Annotated in this window: 21 protein-coding genes; all 21 read right to left on the bottom strand. The window is 39.1% G+C overall.

The annotated features are described in order from the left end of the window. Positions 1 to 6 precede the first annotated feature (6 nt). Positions 7 to 1,161, bottom strand: a complete 1,155-nt coding sequence (locus AC4QJR_RS01575; RefSeq protein WP_496525056.1) for a UxaA family hydrolase — start codon at positions 1,159 to 1,161, stop codon at positions 7 to 9. Positions 1,162 to 1,163: 2 nt separating this feature from the next. Beyond that, the gene (locus tag AC4QJR_RS01570) at positions 1,164 to 1,445 is read right to left on the bottom strand and encodes a UxaA family hydrolase (RefSeq protein ID WP_496525055.1); all 282 of its coding nucleotides are present in this window, start codon (positions 1,443 to 1,445) and stop codon (positions 1,164 to 1,166) included. A gap of 504 nt (positions 1,446 to 1,949) precedes the next feature. After that, complete coding sequence (locus AC4QJR_RS01565; protein WP_496525054.1) at positions 1,950 to 2,945, bottom strand: ABC transporter substrate-binding protein; 996 nt, start codon at positions 2,943 to 2,945, stop codon at positions 1,950 to 1,952. Positions 2,946 to 4,372: 1,427 nt separating this feature from the next. Further along, complete coding sequence (locus tag AC4QJR_RS01560; protein ID WP_251463194.1) at positions 4,373 to 5,080, bottom strand: hypothetical protein; 708 nt, start codon at positions 5,078 to 5,080, stop codon at positions 4,373 to 4,375. A 190-nt stretch (positions 5,081 to 5,270) separates the two neighbouring features. Further along, positions 5,271 to 6,425, bottom strand: a complete 1,155-nt coding sequence (locus tag AC4QJR_RS01555; RefSeq protein ID WP_496525053.1) for a Ger(x)C family spore germination protein — start codon at positions 6,423 to 6,425, stop codon at positions 5,271 to 5,273. Then, entirely contained in the window at positions 6,412 to 7,512 is a 1,101-nt protein-coding gene (locus tag AC4QJR_RS01550; RefSeq protein ID WP_496525052.1) for a GerAB/ArcD/ProY family transporter, read from the bottom strand. The genes AC4QJR_RS01555 and AC4QJR_RS01550 overlap by 14 nt, the downstream gene beginning before the upstream one ends. A 24-nt stretch (positions 7,513 to 7,536) precedes the next feature. After that, positions 7,537 to 9,102 carry a spore germination protein gene (locus AC4QJR_RS01545; RefSeq protein WP_496525051.1) on the bottom strand — a complete coding sequence of 522 codons (1,566 nt, stop codon included), beginning with the start codon at positions 9,100 to 9,102 and terminating at the stop codon, positions 7,537 to 7,539. Beyond that, positions 9,102 to 9,233: a hypothetical protein gene (locus AC4QJR_RS01540; protein ID WP_496525050.1), complete on the bottom strand. Its 132-nt coding sequence runs from the start codon at positions 9,231 to 9,233 to the stop codon at positions 9,102 to 9,104. Before AC4QJR_RS01540 ends, AC4QJR_RS01545 begins: the two co-directional genes overlap by 1 nt. 251 nt (positions 9,234 to 9,484) lie before the next feature. Next, positions 9,485 to 10,450, bottom strand: a complete 966-nt coding sequence (locus AC4QJR_RS01535) for a carbohydrate kinase family protein (RefSeq protein ID WP_496525049.1) — start codon at positions 10,448 to 10,450, stop codon at positions 9,485 to 9,487. A gap of 28 nt (positions 10,451 to 10,478) precedes the next feature. After that, a complete protein-coding gene (locus tag AC4QJR_RS01530) occupies positions 10,479 to 11,954 on the bottom strand; it encodes a sucrose-6-phosphate hydrolase (RefSeq protein ID WP_496525048.1) in 1,476 nt (491 codons plus the stop codon). Positions 11,955 to 12,012: 58 nt separating this feature from the next. After that, positions 12,013 to 13,461, bottom strand: a complete 1,449-nt coding sequence (locus AC4QJR_RS01525) for a sucrose-specific PTS transporter subunit IIBC (protein ID WP_496525047.1) — start codon at positions 13,459 to 13,461, stop codon at positions 12,013 to 12,015. A gap of 183 nt (positions 13,462 to 13,644) precedes the next feature. Beyond that, entirely contained in the window at positions 13,645 to 14,640 is a 996-nt protein-coding gene (locus tag AC4QJR_RS01520; RefSeq protein ID WP_496525046.1) for a LacI family DNA-binding transcriptional regulator, read from the bottom strand. 169 nt (positions 14,641 to 14,809) lie between these two features. Continuing rightward, positions 14,810 to 16,303 (bottom strand): family 1 glycosylhydrolase, encoded by a 1,494-nt coding sequence (locus AC4QJR_RS01515; RefSeq protein ID WP_496525045.1) that lies wholly within the window; start codon positions 16,301 to 16,303, stop codon positions 14,810 to 14,812. A gap of 148 nt (positions 16,304 to 16,451) precedes the next feature. Further along, entirely contained in the window at positions 16,452 to 16,772 is a 321-nt protein-coding gene (locus tag AC4QJR_RS01510; RefSeq protein WP_098576683.1) for a PTS sugar transporter subunit IIA, read from the bottom strand. Positions 16,773 to 16,863: 91 nt separating this feature from the next. Beyond that, a complete protein-coding gene (gene celB, locus AC4QJR_RS01505; RefSeq protein ID WP_098576682.1) occupies positions 16,864 to 18,204 on the bottom strand; it encodes a PTS cellobiose transporter subunit IIC in 1,341 nt (446 codons plus the stop codon). A gap of 17 nt (positions 18,205 to 18,221) precedes the next feature. Then, positions 18,222 to 18,530, bottom strand: a complete 309-nt coding sequence (locus AC4QJR_RS01500) for a PTS sugar transporter subunit IIB (protein WP_026565245.1) — start codon at positions 18,528 to 18,530, stop codon at positions 18,222 to 18,224. A 425-nt stretch (positions 18,531 to 18,955) separates the two neighbouring features. Beyond that, positions 18,956 to 20,875 carry a BglG family transcription antiterminator gene (locus AC4QJR_RS01495; protein ID WP_496525044.1) on the bottom strand — a complete coding sequence of 640 codons (1,920 nt, stop codon included), beginning with the start codon at positions 20,873 to 20,875 and terminating at the stop codon, positions 18,956 to 18,958. A gap of 75 nt (positions 20,876 to 20,950) precedes the next feature. Further along, entirely contained in the window at positions 20,951 to 21,760 is an 810-nt protein-coding gene (locus tag AC4QJR_RS01490; RefSeq protein ID WP_496525043.1) for a response regulator transcription factor, read from the bottom strand. Position 21,761: 1 nt separating this feature from the next. Next, on the bottom strand, positions 21,762 to 23,444 hold the full coding sequence (locus AC4QJR_RS01485) for a sensor histidine kinase (protein ID WP_496525042.1): 1,683 nt from the start codon (positions 23,442 to 23,444) through the stop codon (positions 21,762 to 21,764). A gap of 84 nt (positions 23,445 to 23,528) precedes the next feature. Next, the gene (locus AC4QJR_RS01480) at positions 23,529 to 25,184 is read right to left on the bottom strand and encodes an ABC transporter permease (RefSeq protein WP_496525041.1); all 1,656 of its coding nucleotides are present in this window, start codon (positions 25,182 to 25,184) and stop codon (positions 23,529 to 23,531) included. Further along, a complete protein-coding gene (locus AC4QJR_RS01475) occupies positions 25,174 to 26,283 on the bottom strand; it encodes an ABC transporter ATP-binding protein (RefSeq protein ID WP_496525040.1) in 1,110 nt (369 codons plus the stop codon). Before AC4QJR_RS01475 ends, AC4QJR_RS01480 begins: the two co-directional genes overlap by 11 nt. Positions 26,284 to 26,358: the final 75 nt, after the last annotated feature.

Genomic DNA, 26,358 nt, shown 5'->3' with positions numbered 1-26,358 from the left:
CCTCACTTAAGCACTACGATAAAGTTTAGTAAGGACAAATTCTCTATGTCCGAGACTTTCAGCAGCGGTTAAACGTCCGTTAATGGTTCTAATTAACATTTGTAATAATTGATCCCCAGCTTGTTGAAGGTTATATTCCCGATTTAACAAACCGGTCACATCCACATCAATATGCTCTGACATCGTCTCAACCGTAATTGGATTCGCTGAGATTTTTATTACAGGTACGATTGGATTACCAATAATATTCCCTTGGCCTGTTGGGAAGAAATGGACAACTGCTCCTCCGGCTGCCATTAAAGTTATGCACTCGGCGGCAGCAGATGAAGTATCCATAAAATTCAAGCCGGTTTTTGTCGGTGCTTCTGCAGGACCTAATGCATCGACTACTTTTTTCGTGCCTGTTTTTTCAATATTACCAAGGGCTTTTTCTTCAATAGTGGTAAGTCCCCCCCTAATATTCCCTTCTGTAGGCTGACTTCCTAGCAGGTCAACACCTTTTGATTCAATTTCTTCTATATAATTATTGTAAATGTCTAAGAACTTATCTTTTACTTCAGGTGTCTCACAACGATCAACGATTAAATGTTCTCCCCCGGTTAATTCCGAAGTCTCACCAAAAAATACCGTTCCTCCTCCATCGACTAACCGGTCTACTACATTTCCTACCGTTGGGCACGACCCCAATCCTGTCGTCGTATCTGACTCGCCGCATTTGATACTTACTAGAATTTCAGAAAGCTCAACAGGTTCTCTTTGGATTTCAGAAGCCTGTTGGAGGAATTTTTGGGCTGTTCTTGCTGCCCTCTCAATTGTGGAAAAATCACCATATCGCTCGATAGAATAACCCGCTACAGGTTTTCCTGTCTTCTTAATTCCTTCTACAATTCGCTCGGTCCACTTTGGCTCAATCCCAATTACGACAACGGCCGCCACGTTTGGATTCGCCCCATTGCCAATCATTGTATTAAAAAATAAATCAAGATCAGGTCCATATTGCAATCTGCCGTATGCATGCGGGATTGCTAATGTCCCAGGCACAATTCTACCTACTGCTTCTGCTGCAGCATTGGAGATATCATCCACAGGCAGGATCACTACATGATTTCGAATACCAACTCTTCCATTTTCTCTACGGTAACCCCAAATAATATTTTCCATTTTTACCACCTCGCCGTTTTTAGGTTATGTGTATGTACATAACTTCCTTGTTTAATTTCTTCAGTTGCAATGCCGATTGGCACGCGGTACTCAATCACCTTACTGTTCTTAGTAATATCTTCTAGCGCAATCTTATGTCCTAGAGGAATATCATGTTTGGAGTTTATTAGAATGGTAGAATCATCCTCTAAATAAACTCCCTGTACAGCCTCGTCTGCAGAAATGTCCGCAATGGCAACTCCAACGGAATCACCGATGTGATGAATTAAGAATTTGTGTGACAATTTACACCATCTCCTTTATTGAATTTTAATGCTGGTTGAACGTCCAGTGGTCCAACCAATTAAGGCATGAGCGACACTTAAAAATGATCGAAATGAAATGATAATTCCTTTTTTTAGGCTGTGTTAAACTCGTCTGTTGATTTCCGTGCCGGGGAGCCTCCTCGTCGCTGTGCTCCTGCGGGGTCTCCCCTGCCCCGTACTCCCGCAGGAGTCTTCGTGCCTTCCACTCCAATGAACAGAGTGCTAAAATCAACATTAACCTTTAACACAGCCTTTTTTAACAAAAAAGGCCTTGCACGCTTTAGAAGCGAAGCAAGGCCTACAGTTGTCTGTACGGCATATACATTATTCCGATTGGTTAACTATGTTTTAAAATTTATCATCGGATAAAGAGAATGTCAATATAATTATAAAAATTTTTTCAATAATGAAATATCTTTATAAAAAAAGCTCCCGGAAAAAAACCTGCCATGTTTATGGCAGGTTACAGATAATCGCAGGGTCTTATTCTCCTACTATTCTTGCGTCCTTAAGCATCTCCTCTGTTAAGGTAATTCCTTCTTCCTGAGCTGCTTTTTTGTTAATGAATAGCTCAAGGTTTTCCGGGAAGCCAACAGGAATTTCGCTTGGTTTTTTTCCTTTGAGAATTTCCACTGCCATTTTACCGGTAGTGTAGCCTAAATCGTGATAGTCAAATCCATAAGATGCGAATGTTCCGCGTTTTACAGAATCACCTTCACCAACAAAGGTTGGGATATCCTTGGCATTGGCAACAGTTATAACTGACTCAAGGGCAGCAACAACGGTATTATCCTTTGGAATGTATAATACGTCCGCACGACCTACCATTGACTCGGCCGCCTGCTTTACTTCAGAACTAGCTGTTATCGTGGTTTCAACTGACTCCAGTCCGGCTGCCTCTATTGCTGTCTTCGCGTGTTTTACATTTACAACAGAGTTGGGTTCTCCATTGTTATATATGATGCCTACTTTCTTGGCATCAGGAATAAAGGTTTTAATTGCGGCAATCGTGTTCTTTATCGCGTCAGGATGTGTATCAGATGTACCTGTCACATTCCCGCCTGGCTTTTCTAAGCTTTGGACAAGCTCGGCTCCCACTGGATCGGTAATCGCAGTAAATAAGGTTGGAATATCCTTCGTCTGATTGACCACCGCCTGAGCACTAGCTGTGGCAATAGCCAAAATAAGGTCATTCTTGTCTGCGACTAAATTTTGGGCAATGGACGTATTATTGTTCATGTCCCCCTGAGCATTTTGATAATCAAGCTTCAGATTCTTTCCTTCTTCATAGCCGGCATCCTTCAGTGCTGCGATAAAACCCTCACGAGCTGCATCAAGAGACGGATGTTCAACAATTTGCGTAATTCCTATTTTTACAACTTTCTCTTTTTCCTCTCCTCCTGTTTCCTTACTTCCCCCACTGCACGCGGAAAGTAACAATAATAATCCACACAATACTAATGCTAAACTCTTTCTCATCTGTAATCCTCCCCAAAATATTCCACTATTTATGTAGTTTCTCGATGAACAATTAAGAAAGCGATTTCCTTTATCGATATAACTTTTGAAAATTTATAATATTCAGATTCTATCATGTCCACCAGTCTAAGACAATAGTAAATTTCATATCTAGAAAGCAGCACTGAGAAAATAAATAAAGCTCTTATAGTAAACGTTGTTGCTGTATTTGATTTGTGGCCCATTCGGACAGTTTTCATAGTTTCAAAGGCACTCATGTCCAAACATCGGTCAGCTTCGGACAGCTTTCATAGTTTCAAAGGCACTCGTGTCCGAACATCGGTCGTCTTCGGACAGCTTTCATAGTTTCAAAGGGAGTCGTGTCCGAACATCGGGCGTCTTCGGACAGCTTTCGTGATTTCAAGGGCACTCGTGTCCGAACATCGGTCGTCTTCGGACAGTTTTCATAGTTTTAAAGGGAGTCATGTCCAAACATCGGGCGTCTTCAGACAGCTTCCGTGATTTCAAAGGCACTCGTGTCCAAACATCGGGCGTCTTCGGACAGTTTTCATAGTTTTAAAGGGAGTCATGTCCAAACATCGGGCGTCTTCAGACAGCTTCCGTGATTTCAAAGGCACTCGTGTCCAAACATTGGTCGTCTTCGGACAGCTTTCATAGTTTCAAAGGCACTCGTGTCCAAACATTGGTCGTCTTCGGACAGTTTCCATAGTTTCAAATGCACTCGTGTCCTAACATCGGGCGTCTTCGGACAGTTTCCATAGTTTCAAAGGAAGTCGTGTCCTAACATCGGTCGTCTTCGGACAGCTTTCATAGTTTCAAATGCACTCGTGTCCGAACATCGGGCGTCTTCGGACAGCTTTCATAGTTTCAAAGGGAGTCATGTCCGAACATCAATCGTCTTCGGACAGCTTTCATAGTTTCAAAGGCACTCATGTCCTAACATCGGGCGTCTTCGGACAGCTTTCATAGTTTCAATGGCACTCATGTCCTAACATCGGTCAGCTTCGGACAGCTTTCGTGATTTCAATGGCACTCGTGTCCGAACATCGATGCCGATAACAGCATAAATAAAAAAAGCACTAAACCTGATTAAGTAAGGTTCAATGCTTTTTCGAGAAATAATGATATTACATTATGCCTTCCATTCATCTAGAAATATAGATTAAATAATAGCTTCTAACTTTGTCGATATATACTTCAGAATTTGTAGATATTTCCCGGGAATTTGTTGAAATTTGAAAAATAGTGAAATTTTAATTGAATGAGGTCGTGGGGTGAAATTTTATTTGTATCGGGTATCGCAACGGTTTCTTCTAGTCCTTTTTTATGTTGGTACCCAAGGCCTTTAGTATATCGCCTAGCGATACGAAACAAACAGCATATCGCCCCGCGATACAAAAGACATTAGAGCAGCCTAAAAGGACACTTTATTTTCTAAATATCGATAAAAGTCCTCCCCATTTTACTCTAGGTTTCTCAATCGCCTCTTCTAAACGTTTATTAAAATCATTTTGTGAACGCCATTCTTTTTCCAGTTCGTCCCGTATATTTTGTATCTCTTTTTGTAAGGATTCACTTTTTTGTATTTCTTGTAGCAGCAATGTTTCGTAATGGGTATTTTGTTGTTCAATTAATTTTTCAATTTTAGTATTCGTTTTTTGCGCTGAATTTGCAATACTGGAACTGATAACATGGTGATCTTGCTGAAGTCGGGAAACCGAGGTCTTCAGCTGTGACATATCGTTTGTCAATTGAACATTCATTTCACGTGCAGCTGCAAGTTCATTGACTACAAACATTAAGACCTCTTTTAATTGCTTGGGGTCTTGGGGTAAATTCCCAAATATTTCCTGCGCTACAATCTCTGTTTCACTGGATCCTTCTAATCTTTCTTTTTGTTGATACACAATATCTTTAGCTGTATCGTCCAGGGGCTTGTCCGTATCGCGTAACGCTATAAGCGCTCCTATATCGGATTGAACAAAGATACGTCGATCGCCATCCTTCAAAAACTCATATCCATTCCGCTCTAAGATTTGGCCATATTTTCGAACAGTGGGCGTTGCAATCCCTACTTCTTCTGCCGCTTCTTTGGAAGAGAACGCACGTTCATTCGGTTGTATATCACGTCGCATATCGAACCTCCTTTTCTATTAAATATGAAGGATTTATGACTTATTTGCAAGAGTTATATCGCCCAGCGATACGAAACATAATTAAGAACAGGTCGGCTTTCTTGGATGCTGGCACGTGTGTTTATATAAAAGAATAACCCGCCTTATAGAAGGCAGGTTACAGAAAAAAATAAATTTTATTCCACTATCTTTAATTTTTCTTTGATCCAATCATTCCGTAATCCTTTATCGTAATCGATACATCATAAGTAATGGGAAGCTCACTAAATTTTTCATCCCAATTCCCCTTTACGCTTTTCCAGACATTGGGGTATTTTATTCGTAATTGATTGCCAAATCCCCCCACATCCACTCCCAATTCCTTTTGCATTTTTTTGGTGGTATTCACTACTAAGCGCCTCACTTCCTTCTCAGTCGCACTTTCGATTTGTTTAATCGTTTTGTCCTTAAAAGCAGGTTTAAAGTGAGGATTCCAATATTCAGCAATTCTTCCCTCGGACTCAATTTTTACATCAAACGAAATTCTACCACCAATAACATGCGGCTTAATTTTGCTTTTCATTGACTGAATCTGATAATATGTGGGTTTATCCGAATCTTTTTGGTAGGCTTTTACCGCTCCGCTTTTACCCTCTCCTGTTATCCAATTTATGCCTTCAATTTCTTCCTTATTAAGAATCCCAATCATCTTGTTGGTTCTTCCTTTGATTACCGCCGCTCCATCAAGTTCGATTTCTCCCTTTTTTATATCTATCAGTTGTAAAAGGAAGCTGGTCTGTGAGTTCGATTTCCCCCATATTTTCATTAATGAGATGTGCCTCAAAGCTTTCGTTGTAAGTTCCTGTTCTGCAATTTCTACCAAGCGTATAGCAGGAATGACTTCTGGTTCCTTTGATTCTAGTGTTCGTGCGGCTGCTCCTTTAGAAATAAAAACTAAGGTACTTCCTCTAATATCGATATCCCGAAAGAACAAATCTGTTATTTCTCTAATTGGCTCTTCACGAGCAAGATTTTGTCCAATAATCACTGCCTTTTCATGTGCCCCTGAAATAAACCCTTCCCTTCGTAAGGTCGTTTCCCAGCCAATTGGTTCTAGTGAATTTCCTGTCGCAGAGACATTAATATAAGGTTTTTGTTGTGGCAATTTGTTATTTGAATTACCGATTGCATTTGGTATTACATATTGAAGAGTTGATCGTATTTTTCCATCTTTTGATTTATCTACTGCTGTGCCGACAGCGATATTTAAATCTTCAATGGACTTGCTGCTCCAACAGCCTGGCAGCAGAAAAAGCAAAAGAATCGAGACAAATGAATTTCTTAGTATAGGTTTACATTTTTTCATATTTTCTTTCCTTCACCTTGGAGATAGCGAAAAGGAACAGCGGCATAATAAAAAATAAATAAAGGGCGAATTTACCAATCACATCTGACATTTTAAATACCTCATTTATATTTTTAGGAATCATAGAAACTAAATAAATGAGCGGCATTAAACTATAAATAAACGCGGAACTATTTTTCGAAAAAATCTGATTCAATCCTAGAGTAGCAATAAATAATGCAATGACATACGTAGAGAATATTTGCATAATCCAAATGACAAGAATGAGGGAATCGAATCGTTCAAATAAAAGGCCTTTGATTTCAAAGCTTCGAATAAATGTAAGTACAGGCCATGTTTGTGTCACCACCGCTTCTACTGACATGGTACCTACTACGATTACCACGGTAATGGTATAAAAGATAAAGGGTATTCCAACTCCAAGTAATGGAACTTTTGTTACCTTGGTCTTTTCCTTCATAAACATATAAATAAAGAGGAGAATTTCGAAGCCTGCAAAGGAAAGAGAGGAAGTTGTTAACCCCTTCAAGACAGGTTTAACCCCCGATCCTAGCACCGGACGTAAGTTATCCACCTCAAATAATTCGATGCCTAAAAACATGACCATAAGGAGAAACAGGACCGTAATTGGAAAAATAATTTCTAATAACCGCGCAATGGCATTTACCCCGCCCTGAACTAAGTAAAGACCGATCCACAAAAAGGGCATCATGATAGCCCATGTTGGTGTCCCCTGAAGTAGGAATAATCGGGTAGTTTCAGCCATAGTTCGAACCTCATAGGCGGACAACGCAATATAGTAGCAGATAACTGTTAAACTTAGCAGCGATCCTATCCATTTTCCAAGAAGTTTTTGATTAAATTGATAGAAAGTTTCATTTGGGTATCGTTGGCATAATTTTAATATGATTATTGCTACAAGAGTAATAATTACTCCACTAACAATTATGGCGATCCAAGAATCGGGAGTTTTGATTTTCTCTGTCGTGGTTCTGGGCAGCGTTAATATCCCTGCACCGAAAATAAAATTTGTGATAAACATTACTGCTTGATGAGAAGTTATTCGATCTAAAGGACTGGAGGTCATAATTGGTCAACTCCTTTCAAACCGTTACCTTTTTCTTACTGAATCTTTTGGATGCAACAGTTTTGGACGGCGTTTCATCAGGAATAGGGGGACCCGTATCATGAAGTCCTTCCAATCCGACAATCGAAATGATACAGCAGGGCTCAAATATGGAATGCCAAAACTTTTAAGCCTGACCAAATGGCTGCATATCAATAGGAAGAATAGTATGACTCCATATAATCCAAACACACTAGCAAATAGCATTGACGCAAAGCGAAGAATTCTTAATGCAATCCCTACATTATATTGCGGTAACGTGAATGAAGATATGGCCGTGACAGCAACAACGATGACCATGATTGGACTTACTATTCCTGCTTGCACTGCTGCTTCTCCAATGACTAAACCGCCGACAATCCCTATCGATTGTCCAATAGGTTTCGGTAAACGAAGCCCGGCTTCTCTTAATACTTCTATTGATACTTCCATTATGAGTGCCTCAATTAAAGGGGGAAAAGGAACTCCCTCTCTGGTGGCTGCAATGGAGAAAATGAGCTTTGTTGGAATTAACCCTGGATGAAAGGAAATAAAAGCAATATATAAAGAAGGAACAAATAAAGCAATAAAGGCTGAAAAATAACGTAATATACGAATTAATGTCGCAGCCATCCATCTTTCGTAATAGTCCTCAGGAGACTGTAGCAGCATATGGAAGGTAACAGGAACAATTAAGGCAAAAGGTGAGCCGTCCAACAGTATAGCTACCCTTCCTTCCATCAAAGCCCCCATAACACGATCAGGTCGTTCTGTACTTTGCACTTGCGGGAATGGACTTAAAAAATTATCTTCGATTAATTGTTCAATATAGCTAGAGTCATGGACATCATCAATTTTTATTTTGTTAATCCGTTGCTTAACCTCTTCTAATAAATGAGGGTCTACAATATCTTTCATGTAGATAATGACTAGTTCCTTTTTGGAGCGCTCTCCCACCTGAGAGCTGATGATAGATAGGTTTTGATCTTTGCCATGCCGCCGGAGAAGAGCTGTATTATCCTTTAAATTTTCAATAAAGCCTACCCTGGGTCCATGTACTAATGCCTCAGTAGGCGGCTCATCAATATTTCTTGTTTTAGCATTAGAAACGCCAGCCAGGAAAACGTCTTCTAGACCATCGACTAAAATCGCAATTGACCCAAACATTATTCCGGAGGTTATATCCTTAAGAGCACGAGCTTCACTTAAACCGCATACAGAAAGGGCTTGATTTTTAATATACTCCTTTAAGGAGGAATTTTTTAGAGGATGGCCGGTATCTTTTGGTGAAGCCCACATGAGATCAACCAAAATATGATTATTAATTACATCCGTATCTGCCAACCCATCTATAAAAATAATAGCAATACGTATGCCCGTTGTTCCCATTTGAAACTCACGAAATTTCACATCTGAATTATGCCCAATCTCTTGGCGAATTAAATTTAGATCTTCCGTAAGATTGCCAGTCATTTCATTAATAGATTCTTGAAATGGCTGTTTATCCTGTTTTGCATTTTTTGCAGATTTTTCAATTTTCATCCGGTTTTTGTTTAGCCTCCGCCATCTCATTAATCATCACTCTTCTCTAATGAATGAACCCATTTGAAAAATTTAAAAAATCCAAGTGGAACTATAAATGTAATAAATGCTTGTACGAAAATGATATAGTCCGGTATGATAGCAAGGATTTTCTTGAACATTAAAATCTCTCCTATAAATGCTCAAAAGTATTTTCGTTAGAACGTTTTAGAATACACGATTGTATTGTTTACCTTTTATGTTAAAATTAACCGATTATTGGAATAGTAATTTACTTTGATAAAAACATGGATAAATTTTAACAGCACAAAAAGCCACTCCCTAATTTTTATAGGAAGTGGTTTTTGCTATTGATGCCAATATAAAAGTAAGCCTAACTATACATTGTCCCTTGCAGACTACATGCGTATCACTAGCCTATAAGCTCCTCAACTTCCCCCTTAGTTGGAAGGGCGGAAATTGCTCCTTTTCCTGTTGTAGTGAGAGCCCCGCTTGCATTGGCAAATCGCAATATCTCTGTTTGATTGCCCCGTAATACTTCCTCGAGATTAGCCAGGGTTGCTTTCAACTCTAGCAATTGATATAAAAATCCGCCCATGAATGCGTCACCCGCTCCTGTAGTGTCCACAGGTTTAACTGAGTATCCTCTCGATTCAATCTTTTCATCCTTTAAAAACAAATCTGCGCCAGCAGCTCCCTTTGTGTAGATAACTGCCTTCACGTTTCCAACGAACAGCGATTGCATCGCAACGGACTCCTCTTTTATTCCCGTAATAAAATTTAGCTCTTCATCAGAAACCTTTACGATATCCACAGTCGGTAAGAATTCGAGAATCGCCTTACGACAGTCATCTGGATTTTTCCAAAGCGGCAGCCGCACATTGGGGTCAAAACTGACCAGGCCATCCGCCTCTGACACAGCTCTAATTGCCTTTTTATGAGCCTGTTTCATTGGGCTTTCCACAAGATCAACCGAGCAAAAATGGAGTATATCCCCAGCTTGGAACCACGCTGGCTCGATCTCCTCCTCTCTTAACAGCAAATCAGCAGAAGGATTACGGTAAAATGAAAAATCACGTTCCCCATTTTCTTTTAACGAGACAAAAGCCAAAGCCGTATTCGCTTCACCAGTCCGGTATACTTTGTCCATCTCAACCCCAGCCTCGACAAGCTGCTCGACTAAAAAGTCACCAAACGCATCGTTTCCTAATTTAGAAATCATCGCTGCTTTCTGCCCATATTTAGAAACGGCCGCAGCCACATTTGCCGGCGCGCCCCCTGGAGCTCTCTCAAAAGAAAAAACATCCTTTAAGGCCACCCCTTTTTGAAGTGGAATAAAATCAATTAATATCTCTCCAATCGAAAATAGCTTTCCCATTCTTTCACCTCAAGTAAGTCTAAAAAGTCTATATGATATCCCATTTAGCAGCCTTTACTTTCGTTTGACCACCACGAGCAAACACGCGAATTCCATTACTATTTTCACCAGGAAAAATCCTTGCGGTAAATACTTCTTCCCCATTATTTACAAACACTTCAACAGAGGAGACATCAACAAAGATTCGGAACGAAATCTTTTCAGCATCCAACATACACTTCCGAACGGTACCAAACTCCTCAGCAAAGGATTCACCCGACCCAGTCCGGTCAAATACAACCTTTTTCGCAACCGCATCATATTTAATCACGGTTTTATCTATTTCTCCGACCCGGAGTTCCAAACCAAACTCCTCTGCTGTACTATCAGAGAATTCCACAAGAAGCTCATACACGTCTCCCTCGAAATGATCCAAACTAACATTTTCATTCTCAACTGTTTGACTCGCTTCCACCTTTTCTCCGCGAAGCAATACTAGCTCAGGCACTGGCTGCTGAACCAGCTTACCGTCTTTAACCGATAGCTCACGAGGGAGTGTTAAGCAGTGTGCCCACCCATTTTTATCAGTAGGATAGTCAATCTCCGGTAATCCCATCCAGCCGACTAAAATACGTCTCCCTTGATGATCCACCGTCGATTGTGGTGCGTAAAAATCAAACCCGCGATCCAACTCATGAAATGCACCATGCTTTAACTCGATATTCTCTAAATCTATTGGACTTCCAAGTACATACCCTGATTGATAAATGTTTTGATAGTGGTCGCCTTCCGCTTTTAACCCTTGTGGGGAGAAAAGGAACACACCTTGCTCGTCCAGCTCAAAATAATCCGGACATTCCCACATATAACCGAATTCTCCACCTAAACCAGTCTTCAATTCACCCGCAAACTGCCAATCTTTTAGATCAATAGAGCGATATAAAACGACACTTCCTGTCTCATTCTCCCTTTGAGCACCAATCACCGCGTAGAAGTGCTCCCCTTGTTGCCAAACCTTAGGATCGCGAAAGTGATCGGAATAGCCACTTGGAATAGCAGCAATCACCGGTGCATCCATTTTCACAATGCTTCCATCCGGACTCATTACGGCTAAACATTGATACGGGTGTCGATTCCAATATTCATCGCGCGTGTTGCCAGTGTATATTAAATATAATTTCCCATCATGCTCAATTCCGCTCCCGGAATATGCCCCATGACTATCAAATTCATTCGACGGCTCAATGCCCATTCCAACATTTTCCCAATGAACAAGGTCTTTAGACTTTGTATGATACCAATGCTTCAACCCATGAACCGGCCCAAGCGGAAACCATTGATAGAATAAATGATATTCCCCATTAAAATAACTAAAGCCATTCGGGTCATTTAACAATCCTGTCAGCGGCTGAATATGAAAAGACTGCCGCCATGGACATTGATTCACTAGGTTGGCTAACCCTTGAATTTCCTCTTCGGTCACGTCGTCCATGCTTCTGTATCGTTGTTCGGTTGTCCATTCCATGCTGATTCACTCCTAATACAGAAAGGAGAATCACAGGATTCCCCTTTTCATTCTTTTATTATGCTGCTTGACCAGATGATCTTTTAACTGCTATTTTCTCTTCTCTTTTTGCTAAAACAATCGTAACGATAAATGCCACGGCAAACGCAATGGCCATACCGATTACATATGAAATAATTGTATCTGGACGAATCGAGATAATTCCTGGTATACCAGCTGCCCCTAACGCCGTTGCTTTAACTTTGAACACTGTAACAAAGCCAGATCCGACAGCAGAACCAATAATGGCACCGATAAATGGATAGCGTAATTTCAAGTTAACCCCAAACATCGCTGGTTCCGTAATTCCTAATAAGGCAGAGATTCCAGCTGCTGAAGCGGTTCCTTTGATTTTGGCATTTTTCGTCGTCTTTAGCACAGCAAGTGTCGCTGCTCCTTGTGCAATGTTTGACATTGCCGCAATGACAAAGATAAACGATCCACCCGTTTTCACAACATCAGCAAGCAATTGCGTTTCTACCGCAATAAAGCTATGGTGCATACCTGTAATAACGATTGGCGCATAAAGTAAACCGAAGATGATTCCGCCAATGACACCTGTTGTGTCATATAGCCAGACAATTCCATCTGTTAATAGATTACCAGCTGAGCGTGTAAGCGGTCCTACCAATGTGAACGTTAAAACTCCGGTAATAAAGATAGACAATAACGGTGTTAATAGATTGTCTAAAGCAGAGGGAACAACCTTCCGTAAAGATGATTCAATTTTTGCTAGAATAAAAGACGCGGCAAGAACAGGAAGTACGGTTCCCTGATAACCTACTTTTTCAATCTCTAACCCAAAAAGATTCCAAACCGGGACTTCATTTTTCAGTAACGCGGCACCGTAACCGTACCCATTTAATAAGTCCGGATGAACCATTAGCATTCCAAGTGTGGCCCCAAGGAAAGGATTCCCTCCAAACCGTTTCGTTGCTGAAAAACCAATTAAAATCGGTAAAAAGACAAAGGCTGCATTGGCAAATGTATTGATAAGTGCTGCTAAATCCGCCATTTCTGGATTGGCATCCACTAAGGATTTTCCTTCAATAAACAAGTCTGGAGCCGTTAAGATATTGTTGATTCCCATTAGTAAACCACCAGCGACGATCGCTGGGATAATTGGAACAAAAATGTCTGATAGCATTTTGACGAATCGCTGAATCGGATTCAGTTTCTTCGCCGCCGCGTCTTTCACATCACTCGTTGACATTTCCGTTTGACCAGACATCTCTGCCAAGTGCTTGTAGACCTCGTTCACCGTTCCAGATCCTAAGATAATTTGAAATTGACCTCCTGTTGCAAAGGTCCCTTTCACGACATCCATGTTATCCAATTCTGACTGATTAACAATTGATTCATCATGTAAAACTAGACGTAAGCGTGTGGCGCAATGCGCTGCAGCTGATACGTTTTCCTGACCACCAATGGCATTAAGAACTTCTCGCGCAATTTTTTTATGATCCATCTTAATCCCTCTCTTTTCCTTTGATTTGATCTAGGAACCGGTTCCATTTTCGAGTAAAAATAAATCCCGTCCGGAACCGGTTCCAAAGTGTGCTAAAAAAAATAAATAATTAAAAGAGAAACCGAATTCAATTGTTACCAAGTGAAAAGGTTCTCTTGATTGGAACCGGTTTCGCTGTTTTTATTATAGTGGACGATTAAAGAAATTGTCAACGCTTTCCCGCTCAATAATTTCAAATTTAGAAATAGTTACTCTTTCGACAGGGCGTTCATTGACTAACTCTACGATATGTTTTGCAGCCGTTTCCCCCGCTTCTTTATAAAAAAACTTCGCTGTCGTTAAGCCTGGATGCATGATCTCTGTCACATCATATCCGCCAAAACCCGTTAATGCTATATCTTTAGGAATCGTTAGCCCCTCTAAATACGCAGCCTTCATCACCCCAAGGGCAATATTATCGGTCGCACAAACAATGATCGAAGGCTGGAATTCATGGATGATTTCCATTGCACTAGCTTGCGCTGCTGGAATCTTGAACAATGTCTCATAGAATCGAACTTCACAATCCTCTACTTCTTGAACCGCCTTTTTAAAGCCTTGTTTTCGCTTCACCCCTACTGAAATATCCCGTTCCGTTACACCTAGATATGCAATTTTCCGATATCCTTTTTCAAGAACATACCGCCCCATTTCATAACCAGCACAAAAATCATCATGAATTAGACTATAAAAATCCTCATGCTCTTGTCCTATTAGCAGAACAGGAACTTTAACGGTTTCAAATGCCTCGATATGCTGCCTCGTGATTTCGGTAGCAAGCAAAATAATTCCCGCCATCTTTTGATTGGCAAAGCTATAAATGCTTTCAATCTCTCGCTCTAGATTTTGACTTGTATTAGAAATCATCATTTGATAATTCAGCTGTTTTAATTGCTCATCAATACCAATTAACGTTTGCGAAGAAGCGTAGGAATCAAGCCGCGGGACAATCGTGCCAATAATATTCGTTTTCTTCGCTTTCAAGCTCTGTGCAAATGGATTCGGCGTATACCCGGTGTCCTTTATCGCTTGTTCAATTTTTTTCTTCGTCGCTTCCCCAACAGAGCCGCCATTCAAAAACCGAGAAACCGTACTCTTCGCCACACCCGCAAGCTTGGCAATATCTAAAATTGTACTCATGATTCTCAACCTCATTACATATCAAATTCATATACTCATTATAGTATCATGAAAAGTCAACCGCATTAAATTTTAAAGCCAGGATCTTGATGATTTAAGCGCGTAAATAAAACATAAAACAGATGCTGAGCACCTGTTTTATGTTTTGTTAATCTTGATATTAATTAATCTAAAAACTAAGGTCTTCACCGTTAGTTGCAATCACTTTCTTATACCAATCAAATGATTTTTTCTTTGTTCTTTTTAATGTTCCATTTCCTTCGTCATCCATATCTACATAAATAAAACCATATCGTTTTTTCATCTCTCCAGTTCCTGCTGAAACTAAATCAATGCAGCCCCATGGTGTATAGCCCATTAAGTCAACACCGTCTAAAGTAACCGCCTTTTTCATTTCTGCAATATGATCCCGGAAGTATTGGATCCGATAATCATCCTCCACATATCCAATCTCATCCGCTTTATCAATGGTTCCCATTCCGTTTTCAACAATAAAGAGAGGTTTTTGATATCGGTCATAAAGTTCAGATAAAGTGTATCTTAGCCCAATTGGGTCAATCGCCCAACCCCACTCCGTTTTTTCTACGAAAGGATTTACATCTCCCATTTGTCCGCCTGTATCGGTATTCTGAACAATTTCAGTATGGTATACACTGCTGCGGTAATAACTAAATGATAAAAAATCGGAAGGATGCGCCTTGATTATTTCATCATCCCCTGGTTCCTTTTTTATAGTTACCCCCATTTCTTCAAAAAGACGGCCAGCGTACGATGGGTAATACCCTCTCATCATGATATCGGAATAGATCAGAGCTCCTCTTCGATAATCCAAAGCTCCAAATACATTTTCCGGCTTACAATCTTTCGGGTAAATGCAGCTTAATGCAACCATACAGCCAATCTTTGCATCCGGAATAATCTCGTGACAAAGCTTATTGGCACGTGCACTCGCTACAAACATATGATGCTTTGCTTGATAACGTACCTGCGCAGCAGCCTCCCTGGTTCCCATAAAGGCATAACCATTTAATACATTAATTTCATTAATGGTGATCCAGTACTTAACTAAATCTTTATACCTTGTAAAAACTTCTGTACACATTCTTAAAAAACAATCAATCGTCTCACGTCCGCCCCATCCATTAAAATGTTCAGCCAAATAAGCAGGAGTTTCAAAATGATAAAGAGTGACTAATGGTTCGATATTATATTTTTTGCATTCTTTAAAAATATCTTCGTAAAATTTTAGCCCCTCCTCATTTGGTTGTTCCCCTTCAATTCCACCTTTTGGGAAGATACGGGACCAACTAAGAGATAGCCGGAAACACTTAAACCCCATTTCTCCCAAAAGAGCAATATCTTCTTTGTAATGGTGGTAAAAATCTACCGCTTTATGGCTTGGATAATAAACATTTTCATCAATATAGCCTGATGCACCTTCTGGTATCGTATCTACTTTCGGGTCCCCGGTAGGTCGTCGGTTTACCATTGTTTTTGTGCCATCATTTAACTGGATTGTAATTTTTCTTGGACGGTCTGCAGAACCATTTGTTATGAAGTCACTTGTTGCAAGCCCTCTTCCGCCTTCATTGTATCCACCTTCATATTGGTTTGCAGCAGTAGCTCCACCCCATAAAAAATTTTCTGGGAATGTTTTTTTCATTTAATTTCATTTCCTTTCTAAGAACGAGTAAGCCAAATAATCTTTAATAAAAAAAGCCCAGTATTGGGCAATTAAAAAATGACATACCTTTTGCAAAGTTACCAACAATGTTTAACTTTTGTATGCCCTCCTGAAAGATGATCTTGTTTTAAGCCTTTTTGATAAGTTTATGCAATTCAATGATTTCTCTCGCTAAATCTTTTAGAGTCAATGAGTTCATCAAATGATCTTGTGCATGAATCATAATAAGAGGAAGATTAAAGTCATCTCCGCCTGCTTCCTTTTGGATTAAATCAGTTTGGACATGATGTGCTTCATTAAATGCAGAATCTGCTTCGGTTAGTTTTCCTTCCGCTTCATCGAAATTTCCCTCTTTAGCTGCATACATCGCTTCCATTGCTAAGCTTTTTGCATTTCCTGAATGAAGGATTAGTTGAAATGCATGATTGTAAAGTTCCTCTTTATTCATGATTAACAGCCTTTCATATGATTTACTAGGAGAGGAACAATATCCTCTCCTGTCAATTTTGGATCCCCGAACTAATACCCAGTCTTTTTTCTTAGGCGATACTTTCCTTTGTTTCACCTTTGTTCATTGCATCTTCTTCTCTCTTTTTCGCTTTATCATATATTCTGAAGAATGGAAGATAAATGACAAAAGAAATAGCAATGTTAACTAAGTTCATGATAGCACCTGAAATATGTCCGCCAGAAGCAAGATATCCTGAGATAATTGGCGGCATGGTCCAAGGCACTGCAATACCGGATGGTTTTGCGACTAATCCCATATCCATTCCTAGGAAGGTGACAATAACAGTAACGATTGAAGTAAGGACGAATGGAATGATCATGATTGGGTTTAACACGATTGGCATACCAAATATTAATGGCTCGTTAATGTTAAAGATACTTGGAGCAAGCGCCAAACGACCAAGACTTTTCATTTGTTGAGATTTAGCAAACATAACCATGGATAGAACCAAACCAAATGTTACACCTGTTCCACCGATGTGAACAAAGTTATCCCAGAATTGTTGTGTAACAATATGAGGTAGAGGCTGGCCAGCTTGATAGGCCGTCATATTGTCACCCATCGCACCAAACCAAATTGGTTCCATTACACTTTTAACAATGTTTGTACCGTGTAATCCAGTAGCCCATAATAAAGTTACGAATAATTCAGCAACAATGGTTCCACCTAGAGTAAGACCTACCAACTTTAATGGGTCACCTAAAAGGGTCGTAACTAAACCGTTGATACTTTGATAAGGAGTCATTTCAACAAGTAAACGGATTACCCAAACCACAAGAAGGACAAAAAATCCTGGAATTAATGCTGCAAATGATTTACCAACACTAGGCGGTACACCCGCTGGCATTTTAATAACAATATCTTTTTTGACAACCCAACGATAAATTTCTGTTGATATAATGGCAAACAGTAACGCAACAAACAAACCTTTACTGCTCAAGAAAGCTTTTGAAATTGCACCAGTTACCAAAACTCCTTCTTCAGCTCCAGTTGGAGTAAATAAGAAACTAAATGGTGTTGTCAACATGAAAGCAGCAACTGAAATTGCACCCGCACTCATCGCGTCAAGCTTATAGCCTTCTGCTAGTCGGTAAGCCACGGCGAACGCTGCAATAAGTGACATGATATTGAAAGTTGCATCTACTGGATAACTTAATTTAGCAGCCCATGTTGGGCCAAAAATAGAAGTCATCCAATCAGCATAACCTGGAATCGGTAAATTAGCCACGATCAAGAAAAATGAACCAATGACAATGAATGGCATGGTCGCAATAAGACCATCACGAAGAGCCAATAAGTGTCTTTGCGCACCAATTTTTCCTGCAACTGGCATGACTTTCTCTTCTAGAAAGCTGTTGAATTTACTCATTTTCTTTTCTCCCTTTATTATTTATTATTGGCTAGATTTATAGCTGTTTTTAAAACTTCTGCACCGTTACATGTACCATAGTGGATGGGATTGATGGCATCCACTGGTATGCCCTTTTCTTCACCTAACTTTTTCATATTTGAAAGAAGGTATCTAACTTGAGGTCCTAAAAGAAGGACATCCGCATTGTCAATATGTTGATTGACTGAGTTAGCTGCAACTGCCCAGATTTTCCCTTCCAACCCTTGTTCTTGGGCTGCTTTTTCCATCTTGGTTACTAATAAACTTGTACTCATTCCTGCTGCACAACATAATAAAATATTCATTGATTTATTCCTCCTATTATTCATAAAAGTTATTTTGAAAAATAATCTAAAGTGTTTTAACCTCTTTATGTTTTATAGTTTACGTTGAAAGCGTTTAATTTTACAGAAAGGTTTTTTCCGTTAGGTAACGGAAATATAATAAAAATTGGCTGTGTAACTAGTCTGTTGATTTCCGTTCCGGGCACAAGCGGTTCGCGGGCGTGCCGGGGAGCCTCCTCGTCGCTGCGCTTCTGCGGGGTCTCCCCTGCCCCGTACTCCCGCAGGAGTCTTCGTGCCCTCCACTCCAATCAACAGGGTGCCAAAATCAACATTTTCCTTTAACACAGCCTAAAAATTATGATGAAGTTACTGTCATGTAAATTTTAGACCCAATATAAAAAAGGGAATTCCTTTTGGAATACCCTCGTTCTTTCCTATGGCATAAGTTAAGATTCGTTTAATATCTTTATAATTTCTTCAGCTGATTCACTTTTAATAACTTTTTGGACCGTTGTACTGTTTTCAACTAGAGCAATGAGCCTTTTATACATACTATCCAGATCACTCTCAGGTACTTTTCTTATGTTCAACAAGCAAATAAATTGAACCCTATGTTTGTCTGTCCATTCGATTGGCCTCTTTAATGTGCACACGGTCCAAAATGTTTCATCTGTTTCCGGCGTAAGTGGATGAGGGATGGCCACCAGATTCCCAAAGCTGGTGGGAGCAACCGCCTCCCTTTCCAACACCAAATTCACATAATCTTTGGAGACGAGTTTTTGTTTGTATAATTCATCACACATAAAACGGATAACACTTTCTTTATCCTTCAAGTCTTTATGAATAAACACTTTGGATCTATCTAAATAGCTCTGACACTCTTTTCCAGACGATACTCCCTTCCGAATATTGGCAATATCTCCTTCCCCTAAAAAGGTATTAACGACTAGTACTGGAACGCCTATCTCTTCTTTTACAGGGATCGTACTAATAATAAAATCAATAGACGATAGATCGTATTCTTTTAATTGATAATAATTGGTTGTAGCCACAATATCGAGTTCATCATTGAATTCATTTCGTAAGCGATAAAACAAAAGCCTTGCACTGCCCACACCAGACGCACATACCACGAGTACCCGTTTTGCTTTTTTCTGCCTTGTCTTCATTCTTTCTAATGCTACCCCTATATGTAAGGCAATATATGCAATTTCGTGTTCTCCTACCTCTCTCTCCAAATAATCGTCGATGCATCTGCTCGCAATGGCTGCCCCCTCAAAGGCACTAGGATATTTTCGTTTAATTTCCTCTAATAATGGATTCCGAATGTTCATGTTATAGCGTAACCTGTTCATTGCTGGCCGAATGTGTAAAGTCAGTGCTTGAATGAATTCGGAATCTTCTTGGAAATTCCAATTTAATTCAGTTTTCAATCTTTCCAACATGCATTGAATGATGGTGCCTAGTTCATCAAATTTACTAAATTCATTCAACGTATTCTTATGAATTAATTTTGTCCCCAACAAATGGACAATAATATAGTCAATCTCAGATTTGGGAAATTCCAAACCCGTAAAATCCTCTACCTCTTTGACAATTTCATTTGCCACTATTTTTTCAAATGGATATTTTCCTATTAAATCTTGTTCAAGGTTTTCAATGACAAATCCTTTTTCAATTCTATTGCATCCAATTGTGATATGGGTTGCCAAATTTTCGAGTGCAATGTCAGATACCTCAATTTTATATTCATTCACTTTTTTTATAATCGTTTCCTTTATCTTTTCAAACAGATTTTGATCCAAAAGTTGAAAGGAATGACTGTCAATGTTTAAGTTGCTATTTCGCCGTAAAATATAATTTGAAAAACATAGCCGCTTCATATATTCATCGCCTTCTGCCTGCGAACCATGATGCGGTCTTGTAACTAACTTTAGATGATAACTTTCCAATAATTCACGGACGATTTTTAAGTCATTTTGAAGCTTTGGCTTGGAAACGAATAGCTCTTCTTCAAGACTTTCTAATTTTATAGGTCCCTTTTCTAATAAAAATCGTTTTAATATATACAAAACCCGATTTTCCTGTTCGGAAAAATCAGATTGGCTTTCATTTATTGCATCATTCGCATTAGAAATAAACTCCTGCTCAAACACTTCATAATCCTTTATATCTAATAGGTAACCTTTTCCTCGAACCGATTCAATCATGATTCCTAGCGAAGTGGATTGTGACTGAAGTTCCTTGATCTCGGTACGAATGGTTCTATCACTCACACCGAGCTCTTTTGCTATCCATTCGGCTGTAACAGGTTCTTTCTCCTTCATTAAAGACAACACGATGTCTTTTTGTCGTTTCGACACCATTTATTTATCTACTACCTTTCTTCATAAGTTGATAAATATATTATTCATAGGTTATTTTGCGTTTTTGTGTCATGGTTACTCCTTCACCTCACGAGGGGTGACAGGCACCGACTGAACCCCCTGAATGAATTCAGTCGGGGCACAGCCCATGTATTTATTAAATACCGAATTGTATTGTTTGTAGTCACTAAAGCCTACTTTTTCGGCTATTTCATACATCATATATTTTTTGGATAGCAATAATGGAATCGAGGCTTGAATTCTTTGTTGATTAAGGAAATGGTGGAAGGTCCGGTTGGTATCCTTTTTGAACACTCGGCTTAAATAACTGGAACTCACACACAGTTCCTTTGCTAAATCATCAAGATTAATCTTTTCGGCATAACGTGACTGAAGACTTTCGATTACTTTCTGTGTATAGGCGTTATAGGATTGCAAGTTTTCATTTTCCGGAAAAAGTAACTCCATCGAAGAAATACCGATTTTATTCTGGAGAAGTTCTTGCTTCTTTTTCTCTTTTATTTTCTTCACCAAGGATTCCATCATTGTTCTTAAGATCTCTTCATCAATGGGTTTAAGTAGATAGTCAAAAACCTTTAATTGGATACACTTCTTTGTATACTCAAAATCACTAAAACTAGTGAGTATGACGGTTTCAAAATCATGAAAACGAGAAGCCTCCTGAACCATTTCGATACCGTTCAATATTGGCATTTTGATATCCGTAATCACAATATCCGGTTGTAACTCGATTATTTTCTTCAGACCTTCTTGACCATTGGCTGCTTCGCCGATAATTTCTGTCTGCATTGCTTTCCAGTCAATCGTATACATCATCCCTTTACGGATAATTTGTTCGTCCTCTACGATAATAGCCTTGATCACCCTAACTTCCCTCCTTTATGATTGGCAGCCTTACTATAACAAGGGTTCCAATCCCCTCTTCACTAAAGATCCGTAAGCTATAACGCTTGCCATATAACAATTGAATCCGACGATTTACATTATGGATACCGATATGATTGGTTTCGTTTTCTTCCACTAGGAGCGAATCTTTCAACTCTTTTAATCTTTCTTTTTCAATTCCTTCTCCATTATCACGAATAATTACGTACATCGCCTTTTTGTTGCTCTTAATGACAATGTCAATCTTTAAGTCCGCTTTTGACTGAAAACCATATTTAATGGAATTTTCTACAAGCGGCTGGATAATAAGCTTAGGAAGAAGATATCTTTCTGTCCCTTCTTGAACACTAATGCTATAGTCTAAAGCATCGCCAAACCGAATTTGCTGCAGGGTTAAATAATCTCTTAAATAATTTATATCCGCTTCAATTCGGTTGAATTGCATCCCATTGTTAATACTATACCGTAATAAATTTGATAAAATCACGATCAAACGTTCTGCCTTAACAGGATCGGTTTTCGTTATATATCTAATATTCTCTAATGTGTTAAATAAAAAATGGGGATCAATTTGAGTTTCTAATTGTTTCAGCTCTGCTTGAGCACTTCTTTTAATCGACTCATTATTTTCCTTCATTAATCGTACAATATCCTGAAGAAGCTGTTGAACATACTCTCCAATAACTTGAAATTCATCCTCTTTTTCAAACTTCACTTTCTGATTAAAATGACCTCTTTTGGCCCTTGTGATAATTTTTAATAACTGATCAATCGATTGCATCTTTTTTCTTGTTGAGTGGTTTGCAAAAAAGATAGTTCCGATGGTAATCAGTAAAAACATACTGATTAATGTAACCAAGCCAATTTTATAAATCTTTGTTAATAAGCCTATATACAAAATTGCATGGACTTCAATGGTTTCATTCAGGATCTTGATTTGCTTGGTAATATAACTGTGCTCATCCACAGCCCTCAATTTCCCAGCCTGCGTTAACAGCATCTCATTCGAGGTTAAAATACTGTTTTCAAACTGATCACTAATCACGATATCTGTGTAATGAACATTGTTCATTTGCTGCCTAAATTTATTCTCCAATAAATTAAAAATAATATATCCCGTTACCTGCCCTTGCTCATCATAAATGGCATTTGCAATATTATAAAAGACGCGGTCGTTTTTTAACAGCTGACGATTGGGATACATTAAGCTTCCAGATGGATTTCCTTTTTTCAAGCGTTTATTCAAATACCAAATTGCATTCTTATGGGTATCGTCTTGTTCCTCAATCCAGTTTGTTGCGATCACATCTCCCTCTGCATCAATTACAGAGAACAAGCTGTTTAGTTTTTGTTCATTAACGGCATTGTACAATTTTCCATACATTTCTTGCCGATAGGAGCTATTAAACTCCAATTTATTGATATCTATCTCTTTCGCTAATTTCACACTCTGGGCCGAGATTTGCGAGAACTTCAACAGAAGTTCATCGCCTACTTTTTTCCCCTCATTGTACGTATTCTCGTTCAAAATTTGATAGCTGATCACGAAAAATAGATTATAAAAAAGAAGCAAAATGATGGCTACCGGAATAATACCAAACCCAATTAATGATCGCTTTAACTCTTTTCGATAGAGACTTGATACCTTCATTGTCTGTTCCATAAATGCTCCCCTATTCACAGAGAAATAGTATCTAATGCAGAAAAAGACAACCCCTTTCCGTAGAGTTGCCTTTTCCATATCAAGTTATAAGCTTACTTCTTTTGAGCCTGTCATCCGGAAGAAAATTAGCAACGAGACCACGGTTGTGACCGTTAAAATTGTCGATAGTGCAGCTGCCGTTCCGTAGCTGGCTCTGATGACTTCCGAATAAATGGCTACAGACATCGTCCTGGTATTCCCCGTAAACAAGATAATTGAGGAACTCAACTCATTTATTACGGTAATCCAACTTAGTAGTGCCCCGGCTAAAACACCAGGCATCATTAATCGTGCTGTCACATTAATAAATGTTCTCATTGGTGAATATCCCAGACTAATCGAGGCCTCTTCCATACTAGGGCTGAGCTGGTAAATAATCGCAGCACTAGACCGCATTGTATATGGAAGTCGACGAATGATAAACGATATAATTAAAATACTTGCCGTTCCACTTAATAAAAGCGGTGATTTATTAAAGGCGAGCAATAAGGTAATCCCCAACACCGAGCCTGGCACGATATAAGGAAACATGGCAATCGTGTCAATGAACGAAGTAAAGAAATTCTTTCTTCTTACAGACGCATAGGAAATCAGCATCCCCAAAATAATAATAATTACTAAAGCGATAATACCATATACATACGTATTTAAAATGGAATCACCCATCCGTTCGAGCACTCTTTTGTAACTATCTAGTGTAAATCCTTCAATGAACATGGCACCTCTAGTCTTTAAGAAGGAGGTGTAGATCACCGTTACTTGAGGAATAATCGCTAATCCTACAATAACATAAATGAATAAATGAGCAAAAAAGTTTTTTATTCCCGTTGCCTTAACAGGCTGGATTGGTCTAAGAGAACTCATTTCATAGGATTTCTTATTAACCACATATTTCTGCGCAATAAAAATAATCGTGGTGATTAGAATCATAATAGTAGATAGGGCCGCAGCAAAATGGGCATTCCCGCCTACCTCGCTAATAAACTCAGAGTAGATGAGAACAGGCATGGTTGAATAGCCTTCACCAATTAACATTGGTGTACCAAAATCCGCCAGTGAGTTCATAAATACGAGCATTGCTCCTGCTAATACTGTAGGCAGCACAAGAGGTAAGACGAGTGTGGTCATTTTCTTAATCCCGGTCACGCCTAAACTTTCCGCCGCTTCCATTAGTGAGGAATCCATCTTTTTTAATGCACCAGAAACATACAAATAAATATAAGGAAATAATTTCAAGGTAAACACTAACAAAATACCGCCAAATCCATAAATACTCGGCACGGTAATATCAAAATGCTCCATGAAGAATTTCGACACAACTCCGCTTCTGCCTAGTAACAGGATCCATGAATAAGCCCCAATAAAGGGTGGTGAAAGGACCGAAATAATAATAAAGATTTCAATAATCCCTTTTCCGCGAATTTTCAAGGTAGACATTAAATAAGCAAGTGGCACTCCTATAGCAATTGCCAAAATTGTCACACAGATCGTAACAGCAAAACTATGCATCAACGATTGATAGTAATATTTTTTTTCGAAGAAGGTTTGGAAATGCTCCAAAGTAAAAGACCCATCATTGCCTTGAAAGCTTCCTAATAGTAAAGCTCCTAATGGGTAAATTAAAAATACCGCAAAGAATACAATTAAGGTAATGGTCGTTAGGTTCCAAAAGTCGAGTTGTTTCTTTAGTTTATTCAACATATCGGGTCACTCCCGAAATGAGGCTTTTCTCACCATCTGCGGTATAAACGTTGATTTTTTCAGTAATTGCCTCTAGATAAACCATCCCGCCTACCTCAAGGAAGCGGTTCCTTAGATTCGTATCTTGAGTAAATTCAATGCTCTGACCATCTTCGAGAATAAGCTCATAATTTATATATTTTCCAAGAAAGTTGCGGTGCTTTACGTTTGCACGTATGCCCTCTTGTTTCTCAGATAGCGCAAATTCTTCTGGGCGAATCGCAATCATTACATTTTGCTTATCTTGAACCTCATTTATGAGAGTATCAATGGCAACGCGGTAATCCTTTGTAACACGAACGTACGTCACTCCATTCTCCTTTTCAATCGCACCCTGGAATAGATTCGAATGCCCGATGAAAGTAGCAACAAACGTATTAAATGGCCTTAAATAAATGGTATCAGGATAGCCGACTTGTTGGATAAATCCGTCCTTCATTACCGCAATCCGATCTGATATCGCCAGTGCCTCTTCTTGGTCATGTGTAACATAAACAGTAGTGATATCAATAGACTTTTGAATTTCACTAATGGCCCGTCGCATATCAATTCTTAATTTTGCATCTAGATTTGATAACGGTTCGTCCATTAGGAGCACTTTAGGATGAATAACAATCGCTCTAGCCAAGGCGACACGTTGCTGCTGTCCTCCTGACAATCGGTTCGGAAGACGGTCTTTGTATTCTGTAATCTTTACAGTCTCAATAATATCATCCAGACGATTAATCATTTCTTCCTTGCTGATTTTTCTATTCTTAAGACCATATTTTACATTGTTGTATACCGTCATATGAGGAAAAATCGCATAGTTTTGAAAAACCATTCCGATATTACGTTTATGGGCCGGAATATCATTAATAGATAGTTCATCGAAAGAAATAGAGCCACCATCAATACTGTGGAACCCGGCAATCATCCGAAGCAACGTTGTTTTTCCGCACCCTGAAGGTCCTAATAATGTAAATAATTCCCCCGGTTTAATTACTAAATTAAGATTAGAAATAACGGTGTTTTTTCCATAATCTTTTCGTACCTGTTCAAACTTAATCGTTGTACTCACGATCTGTCTCCTCCTTGTGATCCTCTCATATTTACCCGTAATTTTTAAAAGAGTATGAGTCAAATTCAACTCATA

This window comes from Neobacillus sp. BP17 (genome assembly GCF_059579525.1).
Note: the sequence above shows the minus strand (reverse complement) of the source record. Positions and strands in the feature narration are given on the sequence as shown.

Coding starts and splice junctions, on each gene's coding strand:
- AC4QJR_RS01555 (WP_496525053.1), bottom strand. CDS start 6,425: ATGAAAAAATGTAAACCTATACTAAGAAATTCATTTGTCTCGATTCTT.
- AC4QJR_RS01500 (WP_026565245.1), bottom strand. CDS start 18,530: ATGAATATTTTATTATGTTGTGCAGCAGGAATGAGTACAAGTTTATTA.
- AC4QJR_RS01545 (WP_496525051.1), bottom strand. CDS start 9,102: ATGAGATGGCGGAGGCTAAACAAAAACCGGATGAAAATTGAAAAATCT.
- AC4QJR_RS01510 (WP_098576683.1), bottom strand. CDS start 16,772: ATGAATAAAGAGGAACTTTACAATCATGCATTTCAACTAATCCTTCAT.
- AC4QJR_RS01550 (WP_496525052.1), bottom strand. CDS start 7,512: ATGACCTCCAGTCCTTTAGATCGAATAACTTCTCATCAAGCAGTAATG.
- AC4QJR_RS01525 (WP_496525047.1), bottom strand. CDS start 13,461: ATGGATCATAAAAAAATTGCGCGAGAAGTTCTTAATGCCATTGGTGGT.
- AC4QJR_RS01495 (WP_496525044.1), bottom strand. CDS start 20,875: ATGGTGTCGAAACGACAAAAAGACATCGTGTTGTCTTTAATGAAGGAG.
- AC4QJR_RS01515 (WP_496525045.1), bottom strand. CDS start 16,303: ATGAAAAAAACATTCCCAGAAAATTTTTTATGGGGTGGAGCTACTGCT.
- AC4QJR_RS01565 (WP_496525054.1), bottom strand. CDS start 2,945: ATGAGAAAGAGTTTAGCATTAGTATTGTGTGGATTATTATTGTTACTT.
- AC4QJR_RS01540 (WP_496525050.1), bottom strand. CDS start 9,233: ATGTTCAAGAAAATCCTTGCTATCATACCGGACTATATCATTTTCGTA.
- AC4QJR_RS01520 (WP_496525046.1), bottom strand. CDS start 14,640: ATGAGTACAATTTTAGATATTGCCAAGCTTGCGGGTGTGGCGAAGAGT.
- AC4QJR_RS01575 (WP_496525056.1), bottom strand. CDS start 1,161: ATGGAAAATATTATTTGGGGTTACCGTAGAGAAAATGGAAGAGTTGGT.
- AC4QJR_RS01530 (WP_496525048.1), bottom strand. CDS start 11,954: ATGGAATGGACAACCGAACAACGATACAGAAGCATGGACGACGTGACC.
- AC4QJR_RS01485 (WP_496525042.1), bottom strand. CDS start 23,444: ATGGAACAGACAATGAAGGTATCAAGTCTCTATCGAAAAGAGTTAAAG.
- AC4QJR_RS01560 (WP_251463194.1), bottom strand. CDS start 5,080: ATGCGACGTGATATACAACCGAATGAACGTGCGTTCTCTTCCAAAGAA.
- AC4QJR_RS01535 (WP_496525049.1), bottom strand. CDS start 10,450: ATGGGAAAGCTATTTTCGATTGGAGAGATATTAATTGATTTTATTCCA.
- celB (WP_098576682.1), bottom strand. CDS start 18,204: ATGAGTAAATTCAACAGCTTTCTAGAAGAGAAAGTCATGCCAGTTGCA.
- AC4QJR_RS01480 (WP_496525041.1), bottom strand. CDS start 25,184: ATGTTGAATAAACTAAAGAAACAACTCGACTTTTGGAACCTAACGACC.